Raw genomic sequence first — 18,019 nt, forward strand, 5'->3', positions numbered from 1 at the left:
CCAATTCCAAGCAGCATGAGAATAGCGTCCAGCATGACGAATCAAGCTCCGCCCAGCACAGGCTACACCCCGGCGAGAAATTGTCATCAACGGCTGAGCCGCGCGCCCAGATTGAAGGTTCTGCTCGGTTGGCACGCGCGCTCAAATCGACCTATATGCGCGCCGGGCGACTGTCTTTCGCCTCAAGCGCGTTGGCCGCGCAAGTTCTTGAGCTAGTGGCTCGTGCGTCTGGAGCGCGCCGCCACTAAAGCTTCCCACACATCGTTACAAGCCCACCGGTCCTAGCGGCTCACTAGGCCGTGTACCCATAAACCCGGCGCCATGATGTAACTAAAACAATGTCTCCTTTGCCCTTACAGCGACCGACTTCGGGCGGCAGCGCAATATGTCGCGATAAGCCCCAAGCGGAAGTCGCCGTTGGGAGACCGCCAACTGAGGGGGCATCACTCGACCCATATCAGCTTGCGTAAGTCACGGTGCCTTTGGCCATGTTGGGGAGCGTAAAGGAAGCGCTCGTCTCTCTCAGTCACCGACGCCTCGGCAACCTCGGCCATGATGCAGATGATCTAACCGGGCCGATCTTGGCTGGTTGCTAAGCTCTCATGGCGGGACAAGCAGCCCAACCAACGGGGCGCGAACTTCACTTTCCTTCCGATTTCACAATTTCTGCAAGGCTTTCGAGCTGGTGCCCCAATGCTGTCCAGCTTCGTGAAATGCTCAAAAGAACCGCAGAGCGCCTTGCTGAATTTTTCGAATCGGCTCCTCGGATTTTAAAATCAGCGGCATACGCTCTGCATTGTTCAATGGATGGCATTTGCGCTCCCGCATGTATGTAAATCTCGCCAAATAGGCGGCTTTACTGCTGCACCATTCAGTCTGAAACGTGAAGCCGGCTTCCAATGGGCCAGGAGGCTTAACGTTCCACCGCCTCTCACGAGAGCTTATGATCCTCCTCTTCCCAACCCAGCCGCCAGAGGTTGTGGCCTCCAGAGTAAGGTGGGAAAGGATTTTCGTCGATACGTATACCGCCGCGTCGGGCCTCTTGGCCAAGGTGGTAAGCGAGCCGCCGAGAGACCCGGAGTTTTCCCATGCCTAAACCTTTCTCGGTTTTGAAGACCGCTACTCCTCCGTAAATGTGGCAGTCTCGCTGACCTTCTGAGGGAGTAGTGGACGGTACCCTTTGAGCAGGACAGTCGGATCGGACTCCGCCAGAACCTTTTTTGCAAACTGTACGACCTCTCGCGCGCGCTCGATGAGTTCGCGATCGAACTCGCTGGGTCGATAAATCTGCATTTGGGCGGTTGGTCGGGGCGCTTGAGGCATAGGGCCAAAGCCATCAGGTCACCAACTAACGCAAATATTCAACGAGGTTTCCACAATTCCCGGCGAAAAGCGAAGCGATCCTCTTGTTGGCGGCGGTCGTTTTCGCAAGCTGCCAACATCTCTCGGCGCTGCCGGATGATTTCCCTACTATGAGCAATCGCTCGATCGGCGGCATCAAACAGATCTTGAAGTTCCCGGCCATACTGCTCGGTCATCATGGCGCTCCCTGGCTCGCAGGCGGGAGCACAATGATCTCTCAGCCACCGACGCCTACGGGCAGAGCCGAAGCCGGTGATGGGGACACAATAGCTGCGTCAATGGTTGGTTGCAAAGCTCCTGGTTTGGGACTTGGACAGGTCTACTCTCTTAAGGATTTGCATTGGCAAGACGGGCGATAAAATGGGGTTCTGAGCAAGATTGCCGTGAAGGTCTGCTGCGGCCAGAAGCTGCCATCGGCAGCTCTGTCACTGACGGAGAAAGAGGTACGCATGCCTACTGGACGCGCGCGATCTGAAAAGAGTACTTCGCCTCCAAGACCGGACCATTTTTGTCGCGAACGACGATCATCAGATCGCGAGCACGCGGGTTGCCGTTGGTCGCCCGCACCTCGTCTCTCAGCATATCGGCAAGAGCGTAAGCCGCCTCGTTTTGAATCTCATCTAGAGAGGAAAGCTCCGTTCCCTCTTCGTCGGGAGCTAACCCTTCGGCGCTAAGCAGATCGAAAAAATATAGCGGCATTCGGCGCGCTCCGATTTCGAGGCGGGAGCGCAAACATCTCTCAGCCATCGACGCCTGCGGGTCGCGTGCCGATGATGGTTGTTAACTAGCACAGCTTTGCCGTTGTTCCTACTCCGGGGGCCTCAGTCCGGGCGACCGGAGCCATTCGCTCAAGTGCGAGCCCGTCTCTGCTTGACGCGCTCTTCTCAGCAAGGTGTCCCTGAGAGCACCTGAGGGGAGCAGCTTGGCTTCTTCCCGCAGGCGCTTGGCCTCGACAGATAGGCGTTCTTCGAGAGAGAAGATCTGTTTAACGCGGCGACGCTTCGGCATAGGCAAAATCCAACGCTTATTAGCGAGAAAGCAACCGGCGTTCTCATAACAGAAGTCCTACGATCGAAGATAATGACCCGAAGCGGGCACTGGTTCAGTATCTTTTGATACGTGCAAAACAATATTGCACATGAAACCCGGAAAAATTCTCAAGTTACTCAAGAGGCGCTGATTGCTCAGTTGGAGCAATTTGCACCTGACGCACAGAGAACGCGGGCCGAACAATGCCGAAGTCAGTTGGCGCGTCGGTGTCTGCTATGGGTCCATTTTCGACGCATCTGGCAGAGATTGAGGGCTGTTGATGTCCGCTCTGTCCGTAAGCGCCATACCAGGAGCAAGCCAGGATCGTTGCGTTTGGCCCGACTACCGTGATTCAAACTCCTGAACTGGAGGTCGAATCATGCGCTACGAACTCACGGACCATGAATGGACCGCCATCAAGCCGATGCTACCGAACAAGCCGCGTGGCGTTCGTCGGGTGAACGACAGACGGGTCCTGAATGGCATCTTCTGGGTCCTCCGATCAGGAGCACCTTGGCGTGATCTGCCGACGGCGTTTGGCCCATACACCACTTGCTACAACCGGTTCGTTAGGTGGCGGCGGGCCGGTGTTTGGGGCCGCATCATAGAAGCGCTCGCCACTGCCCATGATGCCGCTGTCCAGATGATCGACACCTCCATTGTCCGCGTGCATCAGCATGGAGCCTGCATCACAAGAAACCAGCGCCAGTCGATGGGAAGGTCACGCGGCGGCTTGACGAGCAAAATCCATGCGGTGGTCGATGGCAATGGCTTGCCGGTACGGCTGGCGCTGAGCCCGGGTGAGGCCCATGACGTTCGACTCGCCGGAAAACTGCTGTCTTGTCTGAAAGCAGGCTCGATGCTGCTTGCCGACCGTGGCTATGATGCGGACTGGATCAGGGAGATGGCTATGAAGAAGGGCGCGTGGGCCAACATCCCGCCGAAGAGCAATCGTAGCGATCCGATCTGCTTCAGCCCCCACCTCTATCGTGCTCGCAACCAGGTCGAGCGGTTCTTCAACAGGATCAAACAATGTCGTCGGGTGGCGACGCGCTACGATAGGCTCGCCGCCAACTACCTCGCATTCGTTCAACTCGCATCAATAAGGCTATGGCTGCGCCTTAATGAGTCCGCGTCCTAATCTGGGAGGATTGATGACCGACAAGAAACCACCCAAGAAGCCCCGCGCAAGTCAAAAGCCGTCTCCCATCGACGAACTGCGCCAGATGGTCGAAGAGGACATCGAGGAGCAGCGGAAGTTCGTCCAAGAACTAAAGCGCAAGCTGAACTAAGGCTGCTTCAGTTGGCGGCCTCAATCATTCAGCCGACGTTGACTTTCGCTTGTGGCCGATTCTGTTGAAAAAGGCGGCGGTTGCGACGCAGAGGGATCAATGATTCAGTCAGTCTAATTGGCAGGACTGAAGATCATGATGGGACATCGGCAAGTCGAGCAGGCCGCGTTGTTCTATGAGTTCTCGCTGGAAAGGCATATCCCGGCCGACCACTTGCTCCGGTCGATCGATAGATTTGTCGACCTTGAAGAGGTCAGACAGGACCTGGCGCCTTTCTACAGTAGTATCGGTCGACCTTCGATCGATCCCGAGCTGATGATCCGGATGCTGCTGATCGGTTACTGCTTCGGCATTCGATCGGAGCGGCGCCTGTGCGATGAGGTCCACCTTAACTTGGCCTACCGATGGTTCTGCCGGCTTGGTCTAGATGGCGCAGTACCTGATCACTCGACGTTCTCCAAGAACAGGCATGGCCGCTTCCGACAGAGCGACCTCTTCCGGTGCGTGTTCGAGAGCGTTTTGCGTCGCTGTATCGAGGAGCGGCTGGTCGGTGGTGAAGGATTCGCCGTCGATGCGAGCCTGATCAAGGCCGATGCCAATCGGCAGAAGGGGATCGAAGGCGACAAGGGACTTCCACCGGAGGCTGCCGGCCGAGCGATCGACGAGTATCTGGCTGTCCTCGATGATGCCGCGTTCGGAGCAGCCACCGAAGTGACCCCGAAGTTCGTGTCGCCCTCCGACCCAGCGGCGCGCTGGACGGGAGCGCACGGCGGCCAAGCCTTCTTTGCCTACTCGACGAACTACCTGATCGACATCGAGAACGCGATCATCGTCGATGTTGAGGCGACGACGGCAATCCGGCAGGCGGAGGTATTGGCTGCCAAGCGCATGATTGAGCGCTCGCTGGAGCGGTTTGATCTCTATCCGAGCCGGCTCCTCGGCGACAGCGGCTATGGCTCGGCCGAGATGCTCGCCTGGCTGGTCTATGAGCATGGCATCGAGCCGCACGTTACAGTCTTCGACAAGTCGGCTCGCACAGACGGGATCTTCTCGCGCGACGACTTCACCTATGACCACGCCGGGGACGTTTATCGTTGCCCCGGCGGCAAAGTTCTTACCACGACCGGAACGCTGGTGAATGATGGCGCCACCATGCTTTACCTTGCCAGCAAGCACGATTGTGATCGCTGCGCATTGAAGTCCCGATGCTGCCCCAAGCAGCCATCACGGAGGGTGCCACGCTCGATCTACGAGGGCGCTCGCGACATGGCGCGCCAGATCGCAAGATCATGGGAGGGCCGCACCTCGCGTCGGCTCCGCAAGAAGATCGAGATGCTGTTCGCGCACCTCAAGCGCATCCTCAAACTCGACCGTCTACGCTTACGAGGTCCAAACGGTGCGCATGACGAGTTCATCCTGGCGGCCACCGCCCAGAACCTAAGAAAGATGGCCAAGCTGATCCCGATGTCCACCCCGAGGCTCGCATAGCGATCGGTAGAGCAGTTCGGCCACATCGCGACCGAGCCATTACAAGGAAATACTGCCCGCCTTTTTCAACGGAATCGGCCCGATGGCGAAGTGCGTTTTAGTTCAGGTATTGTTAGCGCATCGGGGGCATACCGGAAGTGACGCGGCGCTGCTCAAACCGGCGCTTCTGACCCGTGGCTGACTTCCGCCCACAGAGCTGCGATTTCCGCTTCCAAAGAATGACCGCATCAGGGACATCCGGCTGCCATGGACGGCCCTTGACCCTTTCAGACATCAGACAAAGTGGGCTCTATGGACGCGACTGGAGTACATAGAACTTCGAGCTAAATCGCGAACCGCTGTGATCAATGCTGCGTTGAGCGAAGTGCTCCGATCAGTCGCGCAGCCGTGCCTGGCTTAACTCCAGGCGGAGTTGTACGCCAGAAGGCTTCCAAACAATATCGACTTTTCCGCCGAGCTGCCCTTCGACCGCAGACTTAATGAGCCTGCTGCCGAAACCGGTCGATGTCGGCTTGGCAATCGCAGCAGAGGAATTGCGCTCGCTCCACGTCAGAACCAGATCTTTTCCAGCAAGTTCCCAGCCGATCATCACCTTCCCGTCTGCACGACCCAGTGCGCCATACTTGGTAGCGTTCGTGGCAAGCTCATGCAGGATGAGCGCCATAGCGGAGGCTGATTTCTCGCCCAGCAGGATTTCCGGTCCGGCCAAGCTCACTTTGCCATGTTGCGCGTCACTCAAATGCGGTGCCAATATCTGTTCAGCAAGATGGATGAGCAACACCGAATGCGCCGGCATCGAATCTGCTGCGCCGATCCGGACGAGGTCATGTGCCCGCGATAGCGCTTGCAAACGTGCTTTAAGCGCGGAGCTCATTTCAGCCGTCGTATTGCTCGATCGGCCCGTCATGTACACCATGGCCTCGAAGAGCTGGAAGAGGTTCTTCACCCGATGATTCAGCTCTTGCATCAGCAGCTGCCGGGCCTCCTCGGCCATTTTCAAATCATGCAGGTCAGTGCACGTGCCGTACCAGCGGATGATTTCGCCCGCCTCGTTGCGGACGCACTGTGCACGTCCGATCACCCAGCGATATTCACCCGAGCGGTGCCGCAGCCGATACTCGATATGATAGGGGGTGCCCGTAGCCAAGCTGTGGCGCCACAATTTCCAGGCTCGCTCCTGGTCATCGGGGTGAAACATTCCGTTCCAGGCCTCACCATCGGTTGAACCTTTGGGCATCCCCGTATATTCGTACCAGCGGTCGTTGTAATAATCATGATAGCCGTCAGGCAGCGTCGACCAGATCATCTGGTCGATGGAGTTAACGATGGCCTGGTAACGTTCCTCGCTTTCGCGAAGAGCAGCCACCGCCCGGATCGTGTCCGTCACATCGGTCGCTTGCACGAAAATGCCGTACCGGTCGCCCGCGCCGTCGCTTATCGGCTGATAGACGAAGTCGAGATGCCGCTGCTCGCGAATTCCACTTCGATCCAGGACGACCGGAATGGCGCGCCCGGCGTAAGGCTCTCCGCTCTTGTAGACGGTGTCGAGTAGCTCGATGAAACCTTGCGACGCCACCTCGGGCAGGGCCTGGTCGACCGACTTGCCGAGGATGTCGTTACGGCCCACCAACTGCAAGTAAGCGGGGTTTGCGATTTCAAAGACATGGCGTGGCCCCCGCAGAACGGCCGTCGCGCCTGGCGCCTGTTCAAACATCAGGGAGAGACGCGCAATCTCCTGCTGGGAGCTACGCCGCGCCAGGACAATTTGAGTTGTCTCATTGCCTTGATTGAAGATGCCCGCAACCTCGCCGTCTTCGCCGCGGATCGGGCTGATGCTGTAGTTCCAGTAGGTCTCCTGCTGGACGCCGCCACGCACCATTGGCAGCATTTCGTCATAGGTAGAAAAGCCCTCACCCGTGGCCATCACGTTCTCGAACTGCGGGCCGACGACGTGCCAGATGTCGGACCAGACTTCCTTGGCGGGGCGGCCGAGAGCCCAGGGATGGCGCTCGCCCGGGATGACAGACCACGCGTCATTATAAAGGAGCCTGAAGTCCGGCCCCCAATAGATCGCCGTTGGAAAGCTCGAATACAGGCAAATGGACAGTGCCGAACGAAGCGATTGCGGCCACGAATCCGGAGGCCCGAGTGAATTTGACCTCCAGTCGAACAGGCGGATGCGCTCTCCCATCCGTCCTCCCCCGTTCAGGAATGTCAGCATCTCGTCACGCATCGAATGCCCGTCTCAGCCCTCCGGGAGCAACTTATCCAGCATTTCGGCGGACGGATACCCCCTGGCATGTCCTTACAGAGCGAACTGATGGGCCGGCTCTGTCCCGTCCAAAATATTTGCTGATCTCTCTCGATCTAGACCGCCCCCGGGAAGCTCTGCAAGTGGGCAAGAAGTTGGCAGAGCGAAGCCGAGAGACTGTGACGGTTCGGGACCATACCGGTGTGATCATAGGCGTCTTCACCCGGACGCGCATTGACTAAAGACGCCCCCGGGTTGGCGGCCCTCTTCATTTCAACCCAAGTTGGATTTCCGCTGTTGGCCCCTAGTCACGTGAATCTAAAGTTCGCCACATAAAGTCTGCTGGGCTTTGTGGCAGAAGCGTTTGACGGAAGCCAAAATCTGGTCTGCGGACTTGGTCCATTTGAAGGGCTTGGGATTTTTGTTGTGCAGGTCGATGAAGGTACGGATATCGGCCTCGAGCTGCCTGACGGAGGTGTGAACACCTCGCTGGATCTGCTTTCTGGTGAGCTCAGCGAACCAGCGTTCGACCTGATTGATCCATGACGCGGAAGTCGGCGTGAAGTGGACATGATAATGCGGCCGACGGGCGAGCCACGCTTTGATCCTGGGTGTCTTGTGGGTGGCGTAGTTGTCCATGACGATATGGACATCGAGGCCTTCAGGGACTTGAGCATCGATCTCTTTTAGAAACTTCAAGAACTCGACTGCCCGGTGGCGCTTGTAGCATTTGCCGATGACGAACCCCGAGGCGACATCGAGCGCGGCAAACAGCGTGGTCGTACCATGCCGCACATAGCTGTGCGTACGACGCTCCGGTATGCCGGGCATCATCGGCAAGACCGGCTGCTCGCGATCGAGTGCCTGAATCTGGCTTTTCTCATCGATGCTCAGAACAAGGGCTCGGTTCGGTGGGGACAGGTAAAGGCCGACGATGTCGCGTACCTTGTCGACGAACAGCGGATCGCTCGATAGCTTGAATGTCTGGCTACGGTGCGGCTGCAAGCCGAACGCCGCCCACATTCGGCGGATCGTGGTGTGGGAAAAGCCGGTTTCCGCAGCCATCGAGCGGATCGACCAGTGCGTCGCATCGGCTGGCGTCGTCCGCAACGTCCGCTCGATCACCGCGGCAACCTGATCATCGTTGATGGTTCGAGGGCGGCCAGGGCGTGCCTCGTCAAGCAGGCCATCACAGCGGTCCTTCAAAAATCGGCGACGCCACTTGCCAACGGTGTGTTCGTGGAGGCCGAGTTCGGCAGCCACAGACTTGCTAGGCAATCCATCCGCGCATCGCAGGATCGCGCGGCATCGCTCAGATAGCGACCGGGCAACACGATGACGACGAACTTGCCTCTCCAGGTACGTCCGCTCCTGCTGACTCAGCACCAACGGCGCAATCGGCCGGCCTCGCACACCCGCATTCGCCACGAGCACTCTCCTCTGTAGAGCTTCGAGCTATCAACTAATGTGACGAACTTGCGTTCCAGATGACTAGCTGACCTTCACGGCCATGCCGACTGGAGGCCACTTTTGACCCACAGCGGACTCCACCTCATCGCCTTTCAGGCGGGCGCTCATTGGTGTTCAAGACAATCAAGAAGCGAAAACAAAATGATGAAGAAAAAGGCCCGACCGCAAATGCGGCCAGGCCAGTTTACTGGATATGAGAAAGCTGCGGTCAGTACCGTCCGGCAGAGGGCCCGCCGAACTTGTAATTCACGCGAACCGTGACGAGGTCGACATCCTGACGAATGCGATCCGCACCGAATGCAACGCCCGCGGGGGTTGTGAAGGTAAGGGTGCGATCCTGCATGAACAGATGATCGTATTCGACACCAGCCGACCAGCCGGGGGCAAAGCCGTATTCAAAGCCTACGCCGACGGTACCGCCCCAACGGGTGTCATCGCCGGTGCTGGCAAGCAAGGCGCCAGTCGCAGTCGAGTAGATCCGGTTTCGATTGTCGGTCACAGCAGCACCGCCCTTGACGTAGAACAGGACGTTGTTGGTGGCCCAGCCGAGCTGACCCGTGAACAGACCGAACGCATTGATCCGCGATTCGTTACGGAAGCCCGGTCCGAAGAGCGTGCTCAAGTTGCTGCCTCGCAGGTCAGCCCAGTCGCCCTGCGCTTCGAGGCCGAACACCCATGTTCCAGTCTGCCAGCGATAGCCGATCTGACCACCCGCAACGCCGCCCGTTGCGTCGTGCGAACCTTCGGGGCCCACCAGGAACGGGGCAACCGAATCCCAGCTGTTGCGACTTGAGCCCCAACCGCCGTTGGCGCCGATGTAGAAGCCGCTCCAGTCGTAGATCGCGGCGACCATTGGAGGTGCCTTCGTGTAGGGACGCGCAGCCAGATCTGCCGCGCTGGCCGGAGGCGATAGACCGAGCGCCAATGCCCCGGCCGTTGTCATCAGAAGTCTTCTCACTAAAGTGTCTCCCCGAAAAAGAGTTGAAAGCACGACACGCGTACCCCCACTGCCGAGCACACCTTAACCTTTCCCTCGCTCGTTGCTGTAGCCGGCTTGCAACACTCTGCCGCGATAATTCCAAATAGCTCATATCAATTAGACACTTAAGTTCCACAAGGCTTAGCATTTCTTATAGGGTGGCGAACGTCTTCAAGGCCGGCAGACTCTTTTGCTTCTGGCCAGTCACTGACGACGTGAAGCGCGGCTTCAACGGCACGGGGTCCGTTACAATTTTCGGATGTAGACCCAACCGGACCTCGACGGACTGCGACAGGGAGTCCTGCGAATTGTGGGCAACAGGCCCGGAATCCAGGCGATCCCGAGCCACTCCAGAACAGCCGACACGTTGCTTCCATTCGATCGACTTCTCCGACCGTCCCACCTCCCGCTCCAGCCGCCGGTAGTGCTCGGCCAATCTTGTCGGTGGCTCGTTCGCGTCCGAGCATCAGGAAATAGTTTAGCGACTGCGATGGTGACCTGCTCGGCCGTCCAGTCGGTCCCCTTGGCCGCCGGCCCTGTATCATCTGCCTCCACTGGGTCCACTGGTCGCTTTCCCTGCTCGCACGGAAAAAGCCTTCCAGGCAGCAGCCCATCCGCAAACTTTCGAAAAGCCTTGCATGCGTGGTGTGCCGCGATATGCGAGTTGCGCTCGATCGCAGGACCGCCTTTATCCCTGTGGCCTTCAGGAGGTGCGATTCACCGGATGAGAGTCAGGGTTGACTTATCCAAGAAGCGCTTCAGTTTGGCGGCGAGCAGATCTCGGGTACGGATCTCGCATTCCCAGATGACCAGAACTCGCCGCCCGATCTTGCGAAGTTTTTTTCTGCTATCGGCGTCCCGGGGACGTGTCGCGCGAGAGTTTTGCGGCCCAGAAATTCTTGCAGGTCGCCGGCTGTGTGGATTTCGAGCATCCTTGTGTTGATGCCAGAAACAGCCATGAACGAACACGACCGTGGCAAGACGATGTCGTCACTCCCATTTCGGCGTCTCGATCCGACGCGGCGGCGGCGGTGCCGGTGTGCATGCCGGGCTGCTACGGCGAACTTCTGCCGGCAAAGCCGACCGATGTGTTCGTTGCCTTCTTCAAAGAGCCCACCACGACAGCGACCGCTCGCCGAACGCGCTGCTATCGCGGGTTCGCCCGCACCCGGACGTTGAGGCCAGGATCAAGCCGTTCATAGGAAGTTTCACCTTCCAGCTGCTGGGCGAGCAACTGGACGATGCGCGACCCCAATCCGCCGGGCTCTGCCCCCTCGGGCAGACCGACTCCGTTATCGGAAACCGACAGCTCGATGCCGCTTCCACTTGCGAACGAGACCGCAATGTGGCCGGGCCTGTCGGCGGGAAAAGCGTACTTCAGCGAGTTCGTGACAAGCTCGTTCGTGATCATGCCGATCGCGAGCGCATGGCTGCTGGCCAGGTCGATGTCCTCGCAGACCACCTGAAATGCAATCGGCCCGGGAGGCGCCAAAGACTGGAAGACCTTTTCCACGACGTTGTTCAAAAAAAAGCGCATGTTCACGGAGTTCGAATCCCGCTTTGGCGAGAGATGGTCGTAGGCCTCCGCCATCACCTGCAGGCGACGCGCGGTGGCCTCCAGCGCGGCCGCGACTTCCGAACCGCCGTGTCTCGCCTCCAGCCTAATCATACCGCCAAGGATTGCGAGGTTGTTCTTCGTCCGGTGAGCCATCTCCTGCAGCAGCAGGGCCTTCGTCTTGTCGGCCAAAACCACCCGCCCCAGCTCGGAGCGTTGGAATTCGGCGACGGCGGCCGTTCCGGCTGCGGTGATGGCGAAGAGAGCGTTAGTCGCCAAGTAGTCCATGCCGTTGTTGCTGGCATAGCCGACGTAGGCCCCGATGGCGACCGCGATGATGGCTGCGAAAATTCCAGAGCCGCGGTCGAAGACGAGGCCCGAGAGAAACACACCGGGAAGCAGCAGGAAATATCCCGGCGAACCCGTCTGCATCTGCAGTGCCATCTGCAGGACGGCGCAGCCCAGCATGATGCACGCCGAAATGGCGTACCTGGCTACTGTCGGAAGCCCATGCTCCAGGACGAGAGGGAAGAGCCTGTTCATGGACAGAGAACCGCAGCCACGCATGCCCGTTCCTCACTACGGCGCGTCTGCTCCAGGCCACGGGCCCAGCGCTCTCGCAAGCTGCATCAGAGCCGGGAACGACCGCAACGTTGCGCCGTTCGAATGTGAGACACTAAATCCACAAGAGCCCCCAGTGAGCGTACTTCTCGTCGAAGACGATCCTCTGATCCGCGAATTCGTCGTCGATGCCCTGCGCGAGGCCGGCTATCACGTGATCCATGCGAGCACGGGAGAGGAAGCGCTCGCTTGGTGCGACCGCCGCGTCGCGGATGTTCTGATCACCGACGTGAGGCTACCCGGGCAGGTCGACGGGTGGCAGATCGCGGAGCGCTATCGGGAGCAGTACCCGAATTTGCCGGTCGTCTACGCGACCGGCTTCTCGCCGGTCCCGCCTCGCCCGGTCCAAGGCAGCCGTATCGTGAGAAAGCCCTTCCACCCGGACGAGATCGTGCGGGTGGTCCAGGAGCTCGGCGAGACGAGGCGAGCACCCCCGACCTAGCGATCAACCGGCGGCCGCACGTCCGGAACTTCAGCGGGTGTGGATGCGCGAAGATCCAAACTTCCTTCACGCAGGAACGAAGGCTTGGCTGCCAAGTTTTCCCAACGCCCCTGCCCTAGGGGCGAACCCGGTACTGGCCCCAGCTCATAGCCCCCTAGAGCTGGGGCCTTCATACCGGCAGGCTATCTGTTCGGGAGAGCTTCAGCGAAATCGCTCGCCGACCACTACTCGTCGACCGCGGCAGCGGTGTTGCCGAGCAGCTTCAGCGCCGTCTCGATCTTTGAAAGCAACGCCTGGATCTCGGCCCGTTCGTTCGGACCCGGATCGGTCTCAAGGCGCGCGAGCAACTGCTCTTTCTGGGCCAGGAGCTTCGCAACAGCCGACATCTCATCATCCCCACAGGAACCGACGGAGAAAGGGCCGCTCGAGAGCGGCCCTTTCGTAGTTCACCAGCTCCGGGTACCGAAGCTGAAACCGATGCTCGGCCCACCGCCATAGTAGCCGTAGCCGCGGTCGTAGTAGCCGGGGCCGCCATAGTAGCCGTAGCTCCGGCGGACCACGTACCCGTCGTCCCCGCCGTAGTAGCGCTGGACGTAGCGTGGGCCGCGGGTCCGGTAGCAGCGACCGTACTCGTTACAAACGAGCCTGACCTGCTCTGGCACCGAGCTCGGCCGATGCGATGGCCGCAGGGGCGAGCGGGGCGGCATTCGCCGACGCTGCCATCAGGGTCGCCGTGAGCGCTCCCAACACGATGGTTTTCATGGTTCTTCTCCTTCGGTTGCGAGATCAATCGATCTCTTCGATGATGCGACGCTCGTGAGGTTCGACGATGTAGGTGCGCCTGTCCCGGTTGATGTACCGGTACTCGCGAAGGGTCGGAGCATCCCGATAGACCTCCTCCGGGAAGGCCTCGATCTCCACGCCCTCCGGCACGCGCTCGCCGGTCCGGATCTCGGTCCGGACCGAGCTGCCGGTGGTCACCCGCTTCTCGCGCTCGACCGGTCGCGCCTTGGCGTGCTTGCGGACGACCTCGCGTTCACGGTCGCTGAACGTCACCTTGCGCTGCTCGGTGCGCGCCGGCGCCGACGCGGTCGAACGGCCCGAGTACGGCAGGACGGTCACGATCTTGTAGGTCGATGGTTCGATGATCACGATCTCGTCCTTCACCAGGACGAAGTTGTAGCCCCGATACTGCGGCACGATCTCGACGACCTCGGCCGGCAGCGGCTGCAGCCGGATGTCGCGCGGGACGACGGTGCCCACCGACAAGGAGAAGTTCACGTTGGTGAGGGGCTGCACGTTCAGGTGCGAAATCGACGCGCTGATCCGGGTCCGCTGCTGGTCGTTGATGTTCACCGACGCATTCACGTTGGTGTTCGACGAACGATCCGCCGTGTTCTGCTGATTGTTCGGCTGCTGCGCGGTATTGGTCGAGCCGCTACCCGAGGGCGACTGCGCCTGGTTGGTGCCGGAAGCCGGCGGATTGGCGCTCTGCGTCGTGCCAGACGGCGAGTTGGTCTGCGCCTGGTTGGACGGCGTCGTGGACTGGTTCGTCGGCTGATTGGTCTGGGCCTGGTTCGTCGAGTTGCCCGAGGCGGGCGCCTGGGTGGTGTTGGTGCCTGACCCGGAATTGGACGGCGGGCTACCAGAGGTCTGGTTGGTCGATGACGGCGACAGGCTCTGAGCCGAGTTGCTGGAGGGAGTGGTCTGAGCCGAGCCCGACGAATTCGAGGGCGTCGACGTCGAAGAGGACGGCGTCGAGGTGGAGTCCTTTTGCTGCGTTGCGGACGGAGTGGAGCTCGACGTGCTCGGAGACGATTGCGCGAATGCCGAAGTCGCGATGGCAACCGCAGCGGTCGTGGCCAAGAATAAACGCTTGTTCATCTGAAACCTCCCAAATGTGGACGCCGATCAACCCTCGGCGCCGCCTTCAGTTCCAGCCGGGAAAATCTGGCAATCCGCAGCGAGATCGAGCTTGCGATTTGCCCGGCGGCTAGAGATGCTGCTTCGCGGAAGGGCAAGCACGCGTTCACCAAGACGGCGTCGCCCGCCCGCCCGTCGTGCGAACGCCGCTCCCACACGATCTCCATGGCACCGTGGCCCGCTGTGTCTTTTGATACATTCGCGCCACGTCCGAGGTGCTACGACTTACCAAATGCCGAGCGGCGGGGCGGCCGATGAAACGACTAAGGCATTCCTTGGGGGACGTCGGCAATCCTAGCTGTCCAAATTGCCGTGTAACAATGAAATGGTTTCGGTCCGAACTCGTCCGGGACAATCCCACGACGATGATCGCGCACCTCTTCGTCTGCCCAAATTGCAAGGGCGCGCAAGGACAGGACACGGATTTCGAGCCGGTTGTCGTGCCGCCAAACAGGCTGGCCGGACCGCGATTTCAGGTCATCAAGGGGGGCAAGCAGACCACCTGAAAGCGGTTCCATCATGGCTTCCAGACCGGGAAAAAGTGGAACTTCTGCCGCGTCCGCCTCGTTAGCAATAGCCACTTTACAACTGCTTGAGGAGAACTCCATGAAGAAGCTGGTCGTGTGCGGCGCGCTCGCCGCTTTCGCTCTCGGCACCCAGGCCGCCAGTGCCGCCGAGTTCTACATCGTCCGCGATGCGACGACCAAGAAATGCACCGTCGTCGACACCAAGCCGACGACCACCACCACGACAGTGGTGGGCAACGGCGTCTACAAGACCAAGACGGAGGCCGAGTCCGCCGTAAAGACCACCAAGGTTTGCACCGAGCACTGATCGCAGGCCGATTTAACGAGCGGCTCGTCCGGTACGCCGGGCGGGCCGTTTTGTTTCGGCCGAACGATTCCTTCGGAGGCGCTACCTGCCAGCGACCAGCTCGCGATATCGTTCTTCGTATTCCTTCGCCATTCGGCTCGCGACGAAGCGCTCCTCGAAGCGGGCGCGGACCCTTCGTCGGTCCAAGCGGATGACCTTCTCGACTGCTTCGATCGCCTCCTGCTCGCCGTCCACGATGAATCCGGTGACGCCGTCCTCCACGACCTCCGGCACCGATCCGGAGCGATAGGCGATCACCGGCGTCCCGCATGCCATCGCCTCGATCATCACCAGGCCGAAGGGCTCGGGCCAATCGATCGGAAACAGCAAGGCGGAGGCGCCGGCGAGGAACGGCTGCTTCCGCAGTTCGTCCACCTCGCCGATGAGCTGGACCGTCTCTCCATCGATCTCGGGTTCGAGCTTCTTCTTGAAGTAGGCCGTTTCGGCCCGGGGTATCTTGGCGGCGATCCGGAGCGGCATCTGAACCGCCCGCGCGATGCGTATCGCTGCTTCAGGCCCCTTCTCCGCCGTCAGCCGCCCGAGGAAGGCCAGGTACGATCCGGCTTCGTAGGAGGGACGAAACAGATCCTTGGGCAGCCCGTGCGGAATCGTCGCGATCCAATTCGCGTCCGGGAGCGGACGCCGCTGGTTGTCCGAGATCGAGACAAAAGGAGCCTTCGGGAAAGTGCCGATCACATCGGGCAGCCCCGGAAGGTCGAGCCGCCCGTGCATGGTCGTCAGAAACGGCACTCCAGTGCGGCCCAGGACCGGCAGAGGCAACCAATCCACATGAGAATGAATCACGTCGAAATCGCGCGCGCGCTCGCCGATGGCCTCGATCAAGAGCGCGCAGGCGGCGTTCGGATCGACGCCTTTCCGCCCCAGGCGTAGCGCGCGCGGCCACACGGCATGGAGCTTGGCTTTCGTGCTCGAGTCGCCGCTCGCAAACAGCGTCACGTCGTGCCCGCGATCGACGAGCTCGTCTACCAGCCAGGCGATCACCCGCTCGGTGCCTCCGTACAGCTTCGGAGGGACGCTCTCGGCCAACGGGGCAAGCTGGGCGATCCGCATCGAGCTAGGCTCCGAACACGATGCGCAAGCCGATCACGATGATCGCGGAGATCAGAAACGAAATCGCGAGCAGCGTCCAACCGGGCCTTGTGCTTCCGATGGCTGCGCGTGCCAATAGCATTTTCATGCACGTCAACATTCGTCTCTGGGAAGCCGGTGCAGGTAAGCGATCCCGAAGCTGGCGAGCTCTCCGGTATCACCCTGGCGCTCTTCCCATCTCCTGTGCAGATGGCGCTCCAGCAAACAGCGTCGGCTGTCGCGAGCGCCGACGTCGGGGCGCCGAGCGCGGTACACGTTCCAGGGGGTCTCCGAGGCGTTCTTCAAGACGACATCGTCAACCATTTCTGCGCTCCCGGCGACCGATCCGATCGCTGGCAACTCGACACAGTCGGCAAAGTTTCCAGTTTTTCCCGAGCGCGTGCCTCAACGCACAAGCGGGCGTTCAGCAAGCTTTTGCGCGGGCCCGCTCGCGTGCCGCACGACGGCGCTGCAGGCGCTGGCTTCGGCCGGAGCGCCTGGCGGCGAGAGGTGTGGACGCCGCTGGACTTGAAGCCGGCGGCTCCACGGCGGGCGCAGCGCTCTCCGTCGTTGTCTCGGCAGGCTTGGCTTCCATGAACCCCAGCACGGCACGGCCCTTCTCCGTGATCCGCCATCCGCCATTCAGACGCTCGACCAATCCTTGCGAGAAGATGTCGAGCTCCGGCACGCGAGCGGCAAGGCGCTTGGTCCGCTCGGCCCAGTCGCGCCCGCTCGTCGCCAGGATCGCCATGTCGCGCTTGAGATCGACCATGACGGCGAACCCGTCGGGATAGCTCACCAGGATCTTGAGCACGGTGACCTGGAAGTTCACCCCAGCCTTCCTCGACCTATCGCCACATGGTCGGAGCGTCGTGGAGGGCCGCGCGTCCGACCTGCTTCAGCTTCTCCGGCGAGCTGTCGCCGTTCGTCGCCGCTTCCAGAATCCTCGAAGCAACATGGGTGCGCGCCGCGGTTTCGTGGCGCGAGACGTCTTCGCAGACCTCGTCGGATACGGCGCGCAAGAGCGCGGTCGTGGCCGGATCGAACATGGAAACCCCCAACGCAGGAAGAGTTAGCTTACCGCGGAATAGCTTTGCGACGAATTCAACAAAGTTAACCGCCCCGCCCCAAGCATGAACGGCCCCCACGTGCGAGCAGCCCACCCGGCTGCAAAGCTGCTCCTTCGGTCCCCTTCTTTGACCCTCTCCCAGGCTTTCCGCTCACCACGATCCGCCGGCAGTCGCATCGGCGCGCTCGAAGGCGAGACGGCGGTCGGGTGTCCGCTTCCGCAGCATTGCCGACCGCTTCGGATGCGTGAGGACCGCCGCAACGTGGGCCGGCTCTTCCTTCTGGGCCTCGCCGGATGGTGCGGCAGGCATGGCGGCCATGGCTTCTCGCACTTCCCGCGGCAGCTCTTCCGGGATCGGATCGGCCTGCGCGATCATCGGTACCTCGGCGCGCTGGCTGGTGTCGAAGACGATTTTCTCCGGAAGGCTCCTCGCCGATTTTATCCGGATGATGGTCCTGTCGGGGTCGGCCACGGCGGCGGCTTCTACCGGAGCGGGCAGGTACCGATCCGCAGCGAAGAGCAACGCCAGCAGGAACCCGCCGACGAAGACGAAATAACGAATGATCGGCATGGATG

At 60.6% G+C, this 18,019-nt stretch carries 20 protein-coding genes and 1 pseudogene; 5 read left to right on the forward strand and 16 right to left on the reverse strand.

All coding sequences use genetic code 11. The annotated features are described in order from the left end of the window. Positions 1 to 1,361: 1,361 nt before the first annotated feature. Positions 1,362 to 1,541, reverse strand: a complete 180-nt coding sequence (locus tag AC0WRY_RS26660) for a hypothetical protein (protein ID WP_128963645.1) — start codon at positions 1,539 to 1,541, stop codon at positions 1,362 to 1,364. 274 nt (positions 1,542 to 1,815) lie between these two features. Further along, positions 1,816 to 2,061, reverse strand: coding sequence for a DUF6894 family protein (locus AC0WRY_RS26665; RefSeq protein WP_128963644.1), 246 nt, complete (start codon positions 2,059 to 2,061; stop codon positions 1,816 to 1,818). 709 nt (positions 2,062 to 2,770) lie between these two features. On the opposite strand from AC0WRY_RS26665, the gene AC0WRY_RS26670 reads away from it, so the two are divergent. The 3 genes from AC0WRY_RS26670 to AC0WRY_RS26680 all read left to right on the forward strand — a co-directional run bounded on the left by AC0WRY_RS26670 (position 2,771) and on the right by AC0WRY_RS26680 (position 5,171). Then, on the forward strand, positions 2,771 to 3,532 hold the full coding sequence (locus AC0WRY_RS26670) for an IS5 family transposase (protein WP_194403768.1): 762 nt from the start codon (positions 2,771 to 2,773) through the stop codon (positions 3,530 to 3,532). A gap of 13 nt (positions 3,533 to 3,545) precedes the next feature. After that, positions 3,546 to 3,683 carry a hypothetical protein gene (locus AC0WRY_RS26675; RefSeq protein ID WP_194403769.1) on the forward strand — a complete coding sequence of 46 codons (138 nt, stop codon included), beginning with the start codon at positions 3,546 to 3,548 and terminating at the stop codon, positions 3,681 to 3,683. A gap of 135 nt (positions 3,684 to 3,818) precedes the next feature. Beyond that, complete coding sequence (locus tag AC0WRY_RS26680; protein WP_194403708.1) at positions 3,819 to 5,171, forward strand: transposase; 1,353 nt, start codon at positions 3,819 to 3,821, stop codon at positions 5,169 to 5,171. Between the two features lie 373 nt (positions 5,172 to 5,544). Here AC0WRY_RS26680 and AC0WRY_RS26685 read toward each other — a convergent pair whose 3' ends face one another. From AC0WRY_RS26685 to AC0WRY_RS26700, 4 genes are all read right to left on the reverse strand, one after another. Further along, the gene (locus tag AC0WRY_RS26685) at positions 5,545 to 7,404 is read right to left on the reverse strand and encodes a PAS domain-containing sensor histidine kinase (RefSeq protein WP_035709162.1); all 1,860 of its coding nucleotides are present in this window, start codon (positions 7,402 to 7,404) and stop codon (positions 5,545 to 5,547) included. A 336-nt stretch (positions 7,405 to 7,740) separates the two neighbouring features. Further along, positions 7,741 to 8,850, reverse strand: a complete 1,110-nt coding sequence (locus AC0WRY_RS26690) for an IS630 family transposase (protein ID WP_194402635.1) — start codon at positions 8,848 to 8,850, stop codon at positions 7,741 to 7,743. Positions 8,851 to 9,100: 250 nt separating this feature from the next. Continuing rightward, entirely contained in the window at positions 9,101 to 9,835 is a 735-nt protein-coding gene (locus AC0WRY_RS26695; protein ID WP_035703233.1) for an outer membrane protein, read from the reverse strand. 1,183 nt (positions 9,836 to 11,018) lie between these two features. Next, positions 11,019 to 11,894: a sensor histidine kinase gene (locus tag AC0WRY_RS26700; RefSeq protein WP_081492397.1), complete on the reverse strand. Its 876-nt coding sequence runs from the start codon at positions 11,892 to 11,894 to the stop codon at positions 11,019 to 11,021. A gap of 229 nt (positions 11,895 to 12,123) precedes the next feature. On the opposite strand from AC0WRY_RS26700, the gene AC0WRY_RS26705 reads away from it, so the two are divergent. Next, positions 12,124 to 12,489 (forward strand): response regulator, encoded by a 366-nt coding sequence (locus AC0WRY_RS26705; RefSeq protein WP_035703238.1) that lies wholly within the window; start codon positions 12,124 to 12,126, stop codon positions 12,487 to 12,489. A 224-nt stretch (positions 12,490 to 12,713) separates the two neighbouring features. Here AC0WRY_RS26705 and AC0WRY_RS26710 read toward each other — a convergent pair whose 3' ends face one another. The 4 genes and pseudogenes from AC0WRY_RS26710 to AC0WRY_RS26725 all read right to left on the reverse strand — a co-directional run bounded on the left by AC0WRY_RS26710 (position 12,714) and on the right by AC0WRY_RS26725 (position 15,020). After that, the gene (locus AC0WRY_RS26710; RefSeq protein WP_193374107.1) at positions 12,714 to 12,875 is read right to left on the reverse strand and encodes a hypothetical protein; all 162 of its coding nucleotides are present in this window, start codon (positions 12,873 to 12,875) and stop codon (positions 12,714 to 12,716) included. 60 nt (positions 12,876 to 12,935) lie between these two features. Beyond that, positions 12,936 to 13,251, reverse strand: a pseudogene (locus AC0WRY_RS26715) (hypothetical protein). Positions 13,252 to 13,275: 24 nt separating this feature from the next. Continuing rightward, positions 13,276 to 14,373 (reverse strand): DUF1236 domain-containing protein, encoded by a 1,098-nt coding sequence (locus tag AC0WRY_RS26720; protein WP_194403770.1) that lies wholly within the window; start codon positions 14,371 to 14,373, stop codon positions 13,276 to 13,278. Between the two features lie 302 nt (positions 14,374 to 14,675). Further along, positions 14,676 to 15,020, reverse strand: a complete 345-nt coding sequence (locus AC0WRY_RS26725) for a hypothetical protein (protein ID WP_158228804.1) — start codon at positions 15,018 to 15,020, stop codon at positions 14,676 to 14,678. Here AC0WRY_RS26725 and AC0WRY_RS26730 point away from each other — a divergent pair. Continuing rightward, positions 15,019 to 15,246 (forward strand): hypothetical protein, encoded by a 228-nt coding sequence (locus tag AC0WRY_RS26730; RefSeq protein ID WP_028141949.1) that lies wholly within the window; start codon positions 15,019 to 15,021, stop codon positions 15,244 to 15,246. The two genes, AC0WRY_RS26725 and AC0WRY_RS26730, sit on opposite strands and share 2 nt — an antisense overlap. An 81-nt stretch (positions 15,247 to 15,327) precedes the next feature. Here the strand turns inward: AC0WRY_RS26730 and AC0WRY_RS26735 are convergent, their stop codons facing one another. The 6 genes from AC0WRY_RS26735 to AC0WRY_RS26760 all read right to left on the reverse strand — a co-directional run bounded on the left by AC0WRY_RS26735 (position 15,328) and on the right by AC0WRY_RS26760 (position 18,014). Beyond that, positions 15,328 to 16,356 (reverse strand): glycosyltransferase family 4 protein, encoded by a 1,029-nt coding sequence (locus AC0WRY_RS26735; protein WP_028141948.1) that lies wholly within the window; start codon positions 16,354 to 16,356, stop codon positions 15,328 to 15,330. Positions 16,357 to 16,360: 4 nt separating this feature from the next. Further along, positions 16,361 to 16,483 (reverse strand): hypothetical protein, encoded by a 123-nt coding sequence (locus AC0WRY_RS26740; RefSeq protein WP_256379450.1) that lies wholly within the window; start codon positions 16,481 to 16,483, stop codon positions 16,361 to 16,363. Positions 16,484 to 16,488: 5 nt separating this feature from the next. After that, positions 16,489 to 16,698 carry a hypothetical protein gene (locus AC0WRY_RS26745; RefSeq protein WP_028141947.1) on the reverse strand — a complete coding sequence of 70 codons (210 nt, stop codon included), beginning with the start codon at positions 16,696 to 16,698 and terminating at the stop codon, positions 16,489 to 16,491. 100 nt (positions 16,699 to 16,798) lie between these two features. Then, positions 16,799 to 17,206 (reverse strand): hypothetical protein, encoded by a 408-nt coding sequence (locus AC0WRY_RS26750; protein ID WP_028141946.1) that lies wholly within the window; start codon positions 17,204 to 17,206, stop codon positions 16,799 to 16,801. 16 nt (positions 17,207 to 17,222) lie between these two features. Next, complete coding sequence (locus tag AC0WRY_RS26755) at positions 17,223 to 17,423, reverse strand: hypothetical protein (RefSeq protein ID WP_028141945.1); 201 nt, start codon at positions 17,421 to 17,423, stop codon at positions 17,223 to 17,225. Between the two features lie 171 nt (positions 17,424 to 17,594). Then, on the reverse strand, positions 17,595 to 18,014 hold the full coding sequence (locus tag AC0WRY_RS26760) for a hypothetical protein (protein WP_050990942.1): 420 nt from the start codon (positions 18,012 to 18,014) through the stop codon (positions 17,595 to 17,597). Between the last annotated feature and the right edge of the window lie 5 nt (positions 18,015 to 18,019).

Source organism: Bradyrhizobium sp. T-12 (genome assembly GCF_058314695.1).

Coding starts and splice junctions, on each gene's coding strand:
- AC0WRY_RS26695 (WP_035703233.1), bottom strand. CDS start 9,835: ATGACAACGGCCGGGGCATTGGCGCTCGGTCTATCGCCTCCGGCCAGC.
- AC0WRY_RS26740 (WP_256379450.1), bottom strand. CDS start 16,483: ATGAAAATGCTATTGGCACGCGCAGCCATCGGAAGCACAAGGCCCGGT.
- AC0WRY_RS26755 (WP_028141945.1), bottom strand. CDS start 17,423: ATGTTCGATCCGGCCACGACCGCGCTCTTGCGCGCCGTATCCGACGAG.
- AC0WRY_RS26735 (WP_028141948.1), bottom strand. CDS start 16,356: ATGCGGATCGCCCAGCTTGCCCCGTTGGCCGAGAGCGTCCCTCCGAAG.
- AC0WRY_RS26675 (WP_194403769.1), top strand. CDS start 3,546: ATGACCGACAAGAAACCACCCAAGAAGCCCCGCGCAAGTCAAAAGCCG.
- AC0WRY_RS26685 (WP_035709162.1), bottom strand. CDS start 7,404: ATGCGTGACGAGATGCTGACATTCCTGAACGGGGGAGGACGGATGGGA.
- AC0WRY_RS26730 (WP_028141949.1), top strand. CDS start 15,019: ATGAAGAAGCTGGTCGTGTGCGGCGCGCTCGCCGCTTTCGCTCTCGGC.
- AC0WRY_RS26720 (WP_194403770.1), bottom strand. CDS start 14,373: ATGAACAAGCGTTTATTCTTGGCCACGACCGCTGCGGTTGCCATCGCG.
- AC0WRY_RS26710 (WP_193374107.1), bottom strand. CDS start 12,875: ATGTCGGCTGTTGCGAAGCTCCTGGCCCAGAAAGAGCAGTTGCTCGCG.
- AC0WRY_RS26725 (WP_158228804.1), bottom strand. CDS start 15,020: ATGGAGTTCTCCTCAAGCAGTTGTAAAGTGGCTATTGCTAACGAGGCG.
- AC0WRY_RS26745 (WP_028141947.1), bottom strand. CDS start 16,698: ATGGTTGACGATGTCGTCTTGAAGAACGCCTCGGAGACCCCCTGGAAC.
- AC0WRY_RS26680 (WP_194403708.1), top strand. CDS start 3,819: ATGATGGGACATCGGCAAGTCGAGCAGGCCGCGTTGTTCTATGAGTTC.
- AC0WRY_RS26665 (WP_128963644.1), bottom strand. CDS start 2,061: ATGCCGCTATATTTTTTCGATCTGCTTAGCGCCGAAGGGTTAGCTCCC.
- AC0WRY_RS26700 (WP_081492397.1), bottom strand. CDS start 11,894: ATGCTGGGCTGCGCCGTCCTGCAGATGGCACTGCAGATGCAGACGGGT.
- AC0WRY_RS26660 (WP_128963645.1), bottom strand. CDS start 1,541: ATGATGACCGAGCAGTATGGCCGGGAACTTCAAGATCTGTTTGATGCC.
- AC0WRY_RS26760 (WP_050990942.1), bottom strand. CDS start 18,014: ATGCCGATCATTCGTTATTTCGTCTTCGTCGGCGGGTTCCTGCTGGCG.
- AC0WRY_RS26670 (WP_194403768.1), top strand. CDS start 2,771: ATGCGCTACGAACTCACGGACCATGAATGGACCGCCATCAAGCCGATG.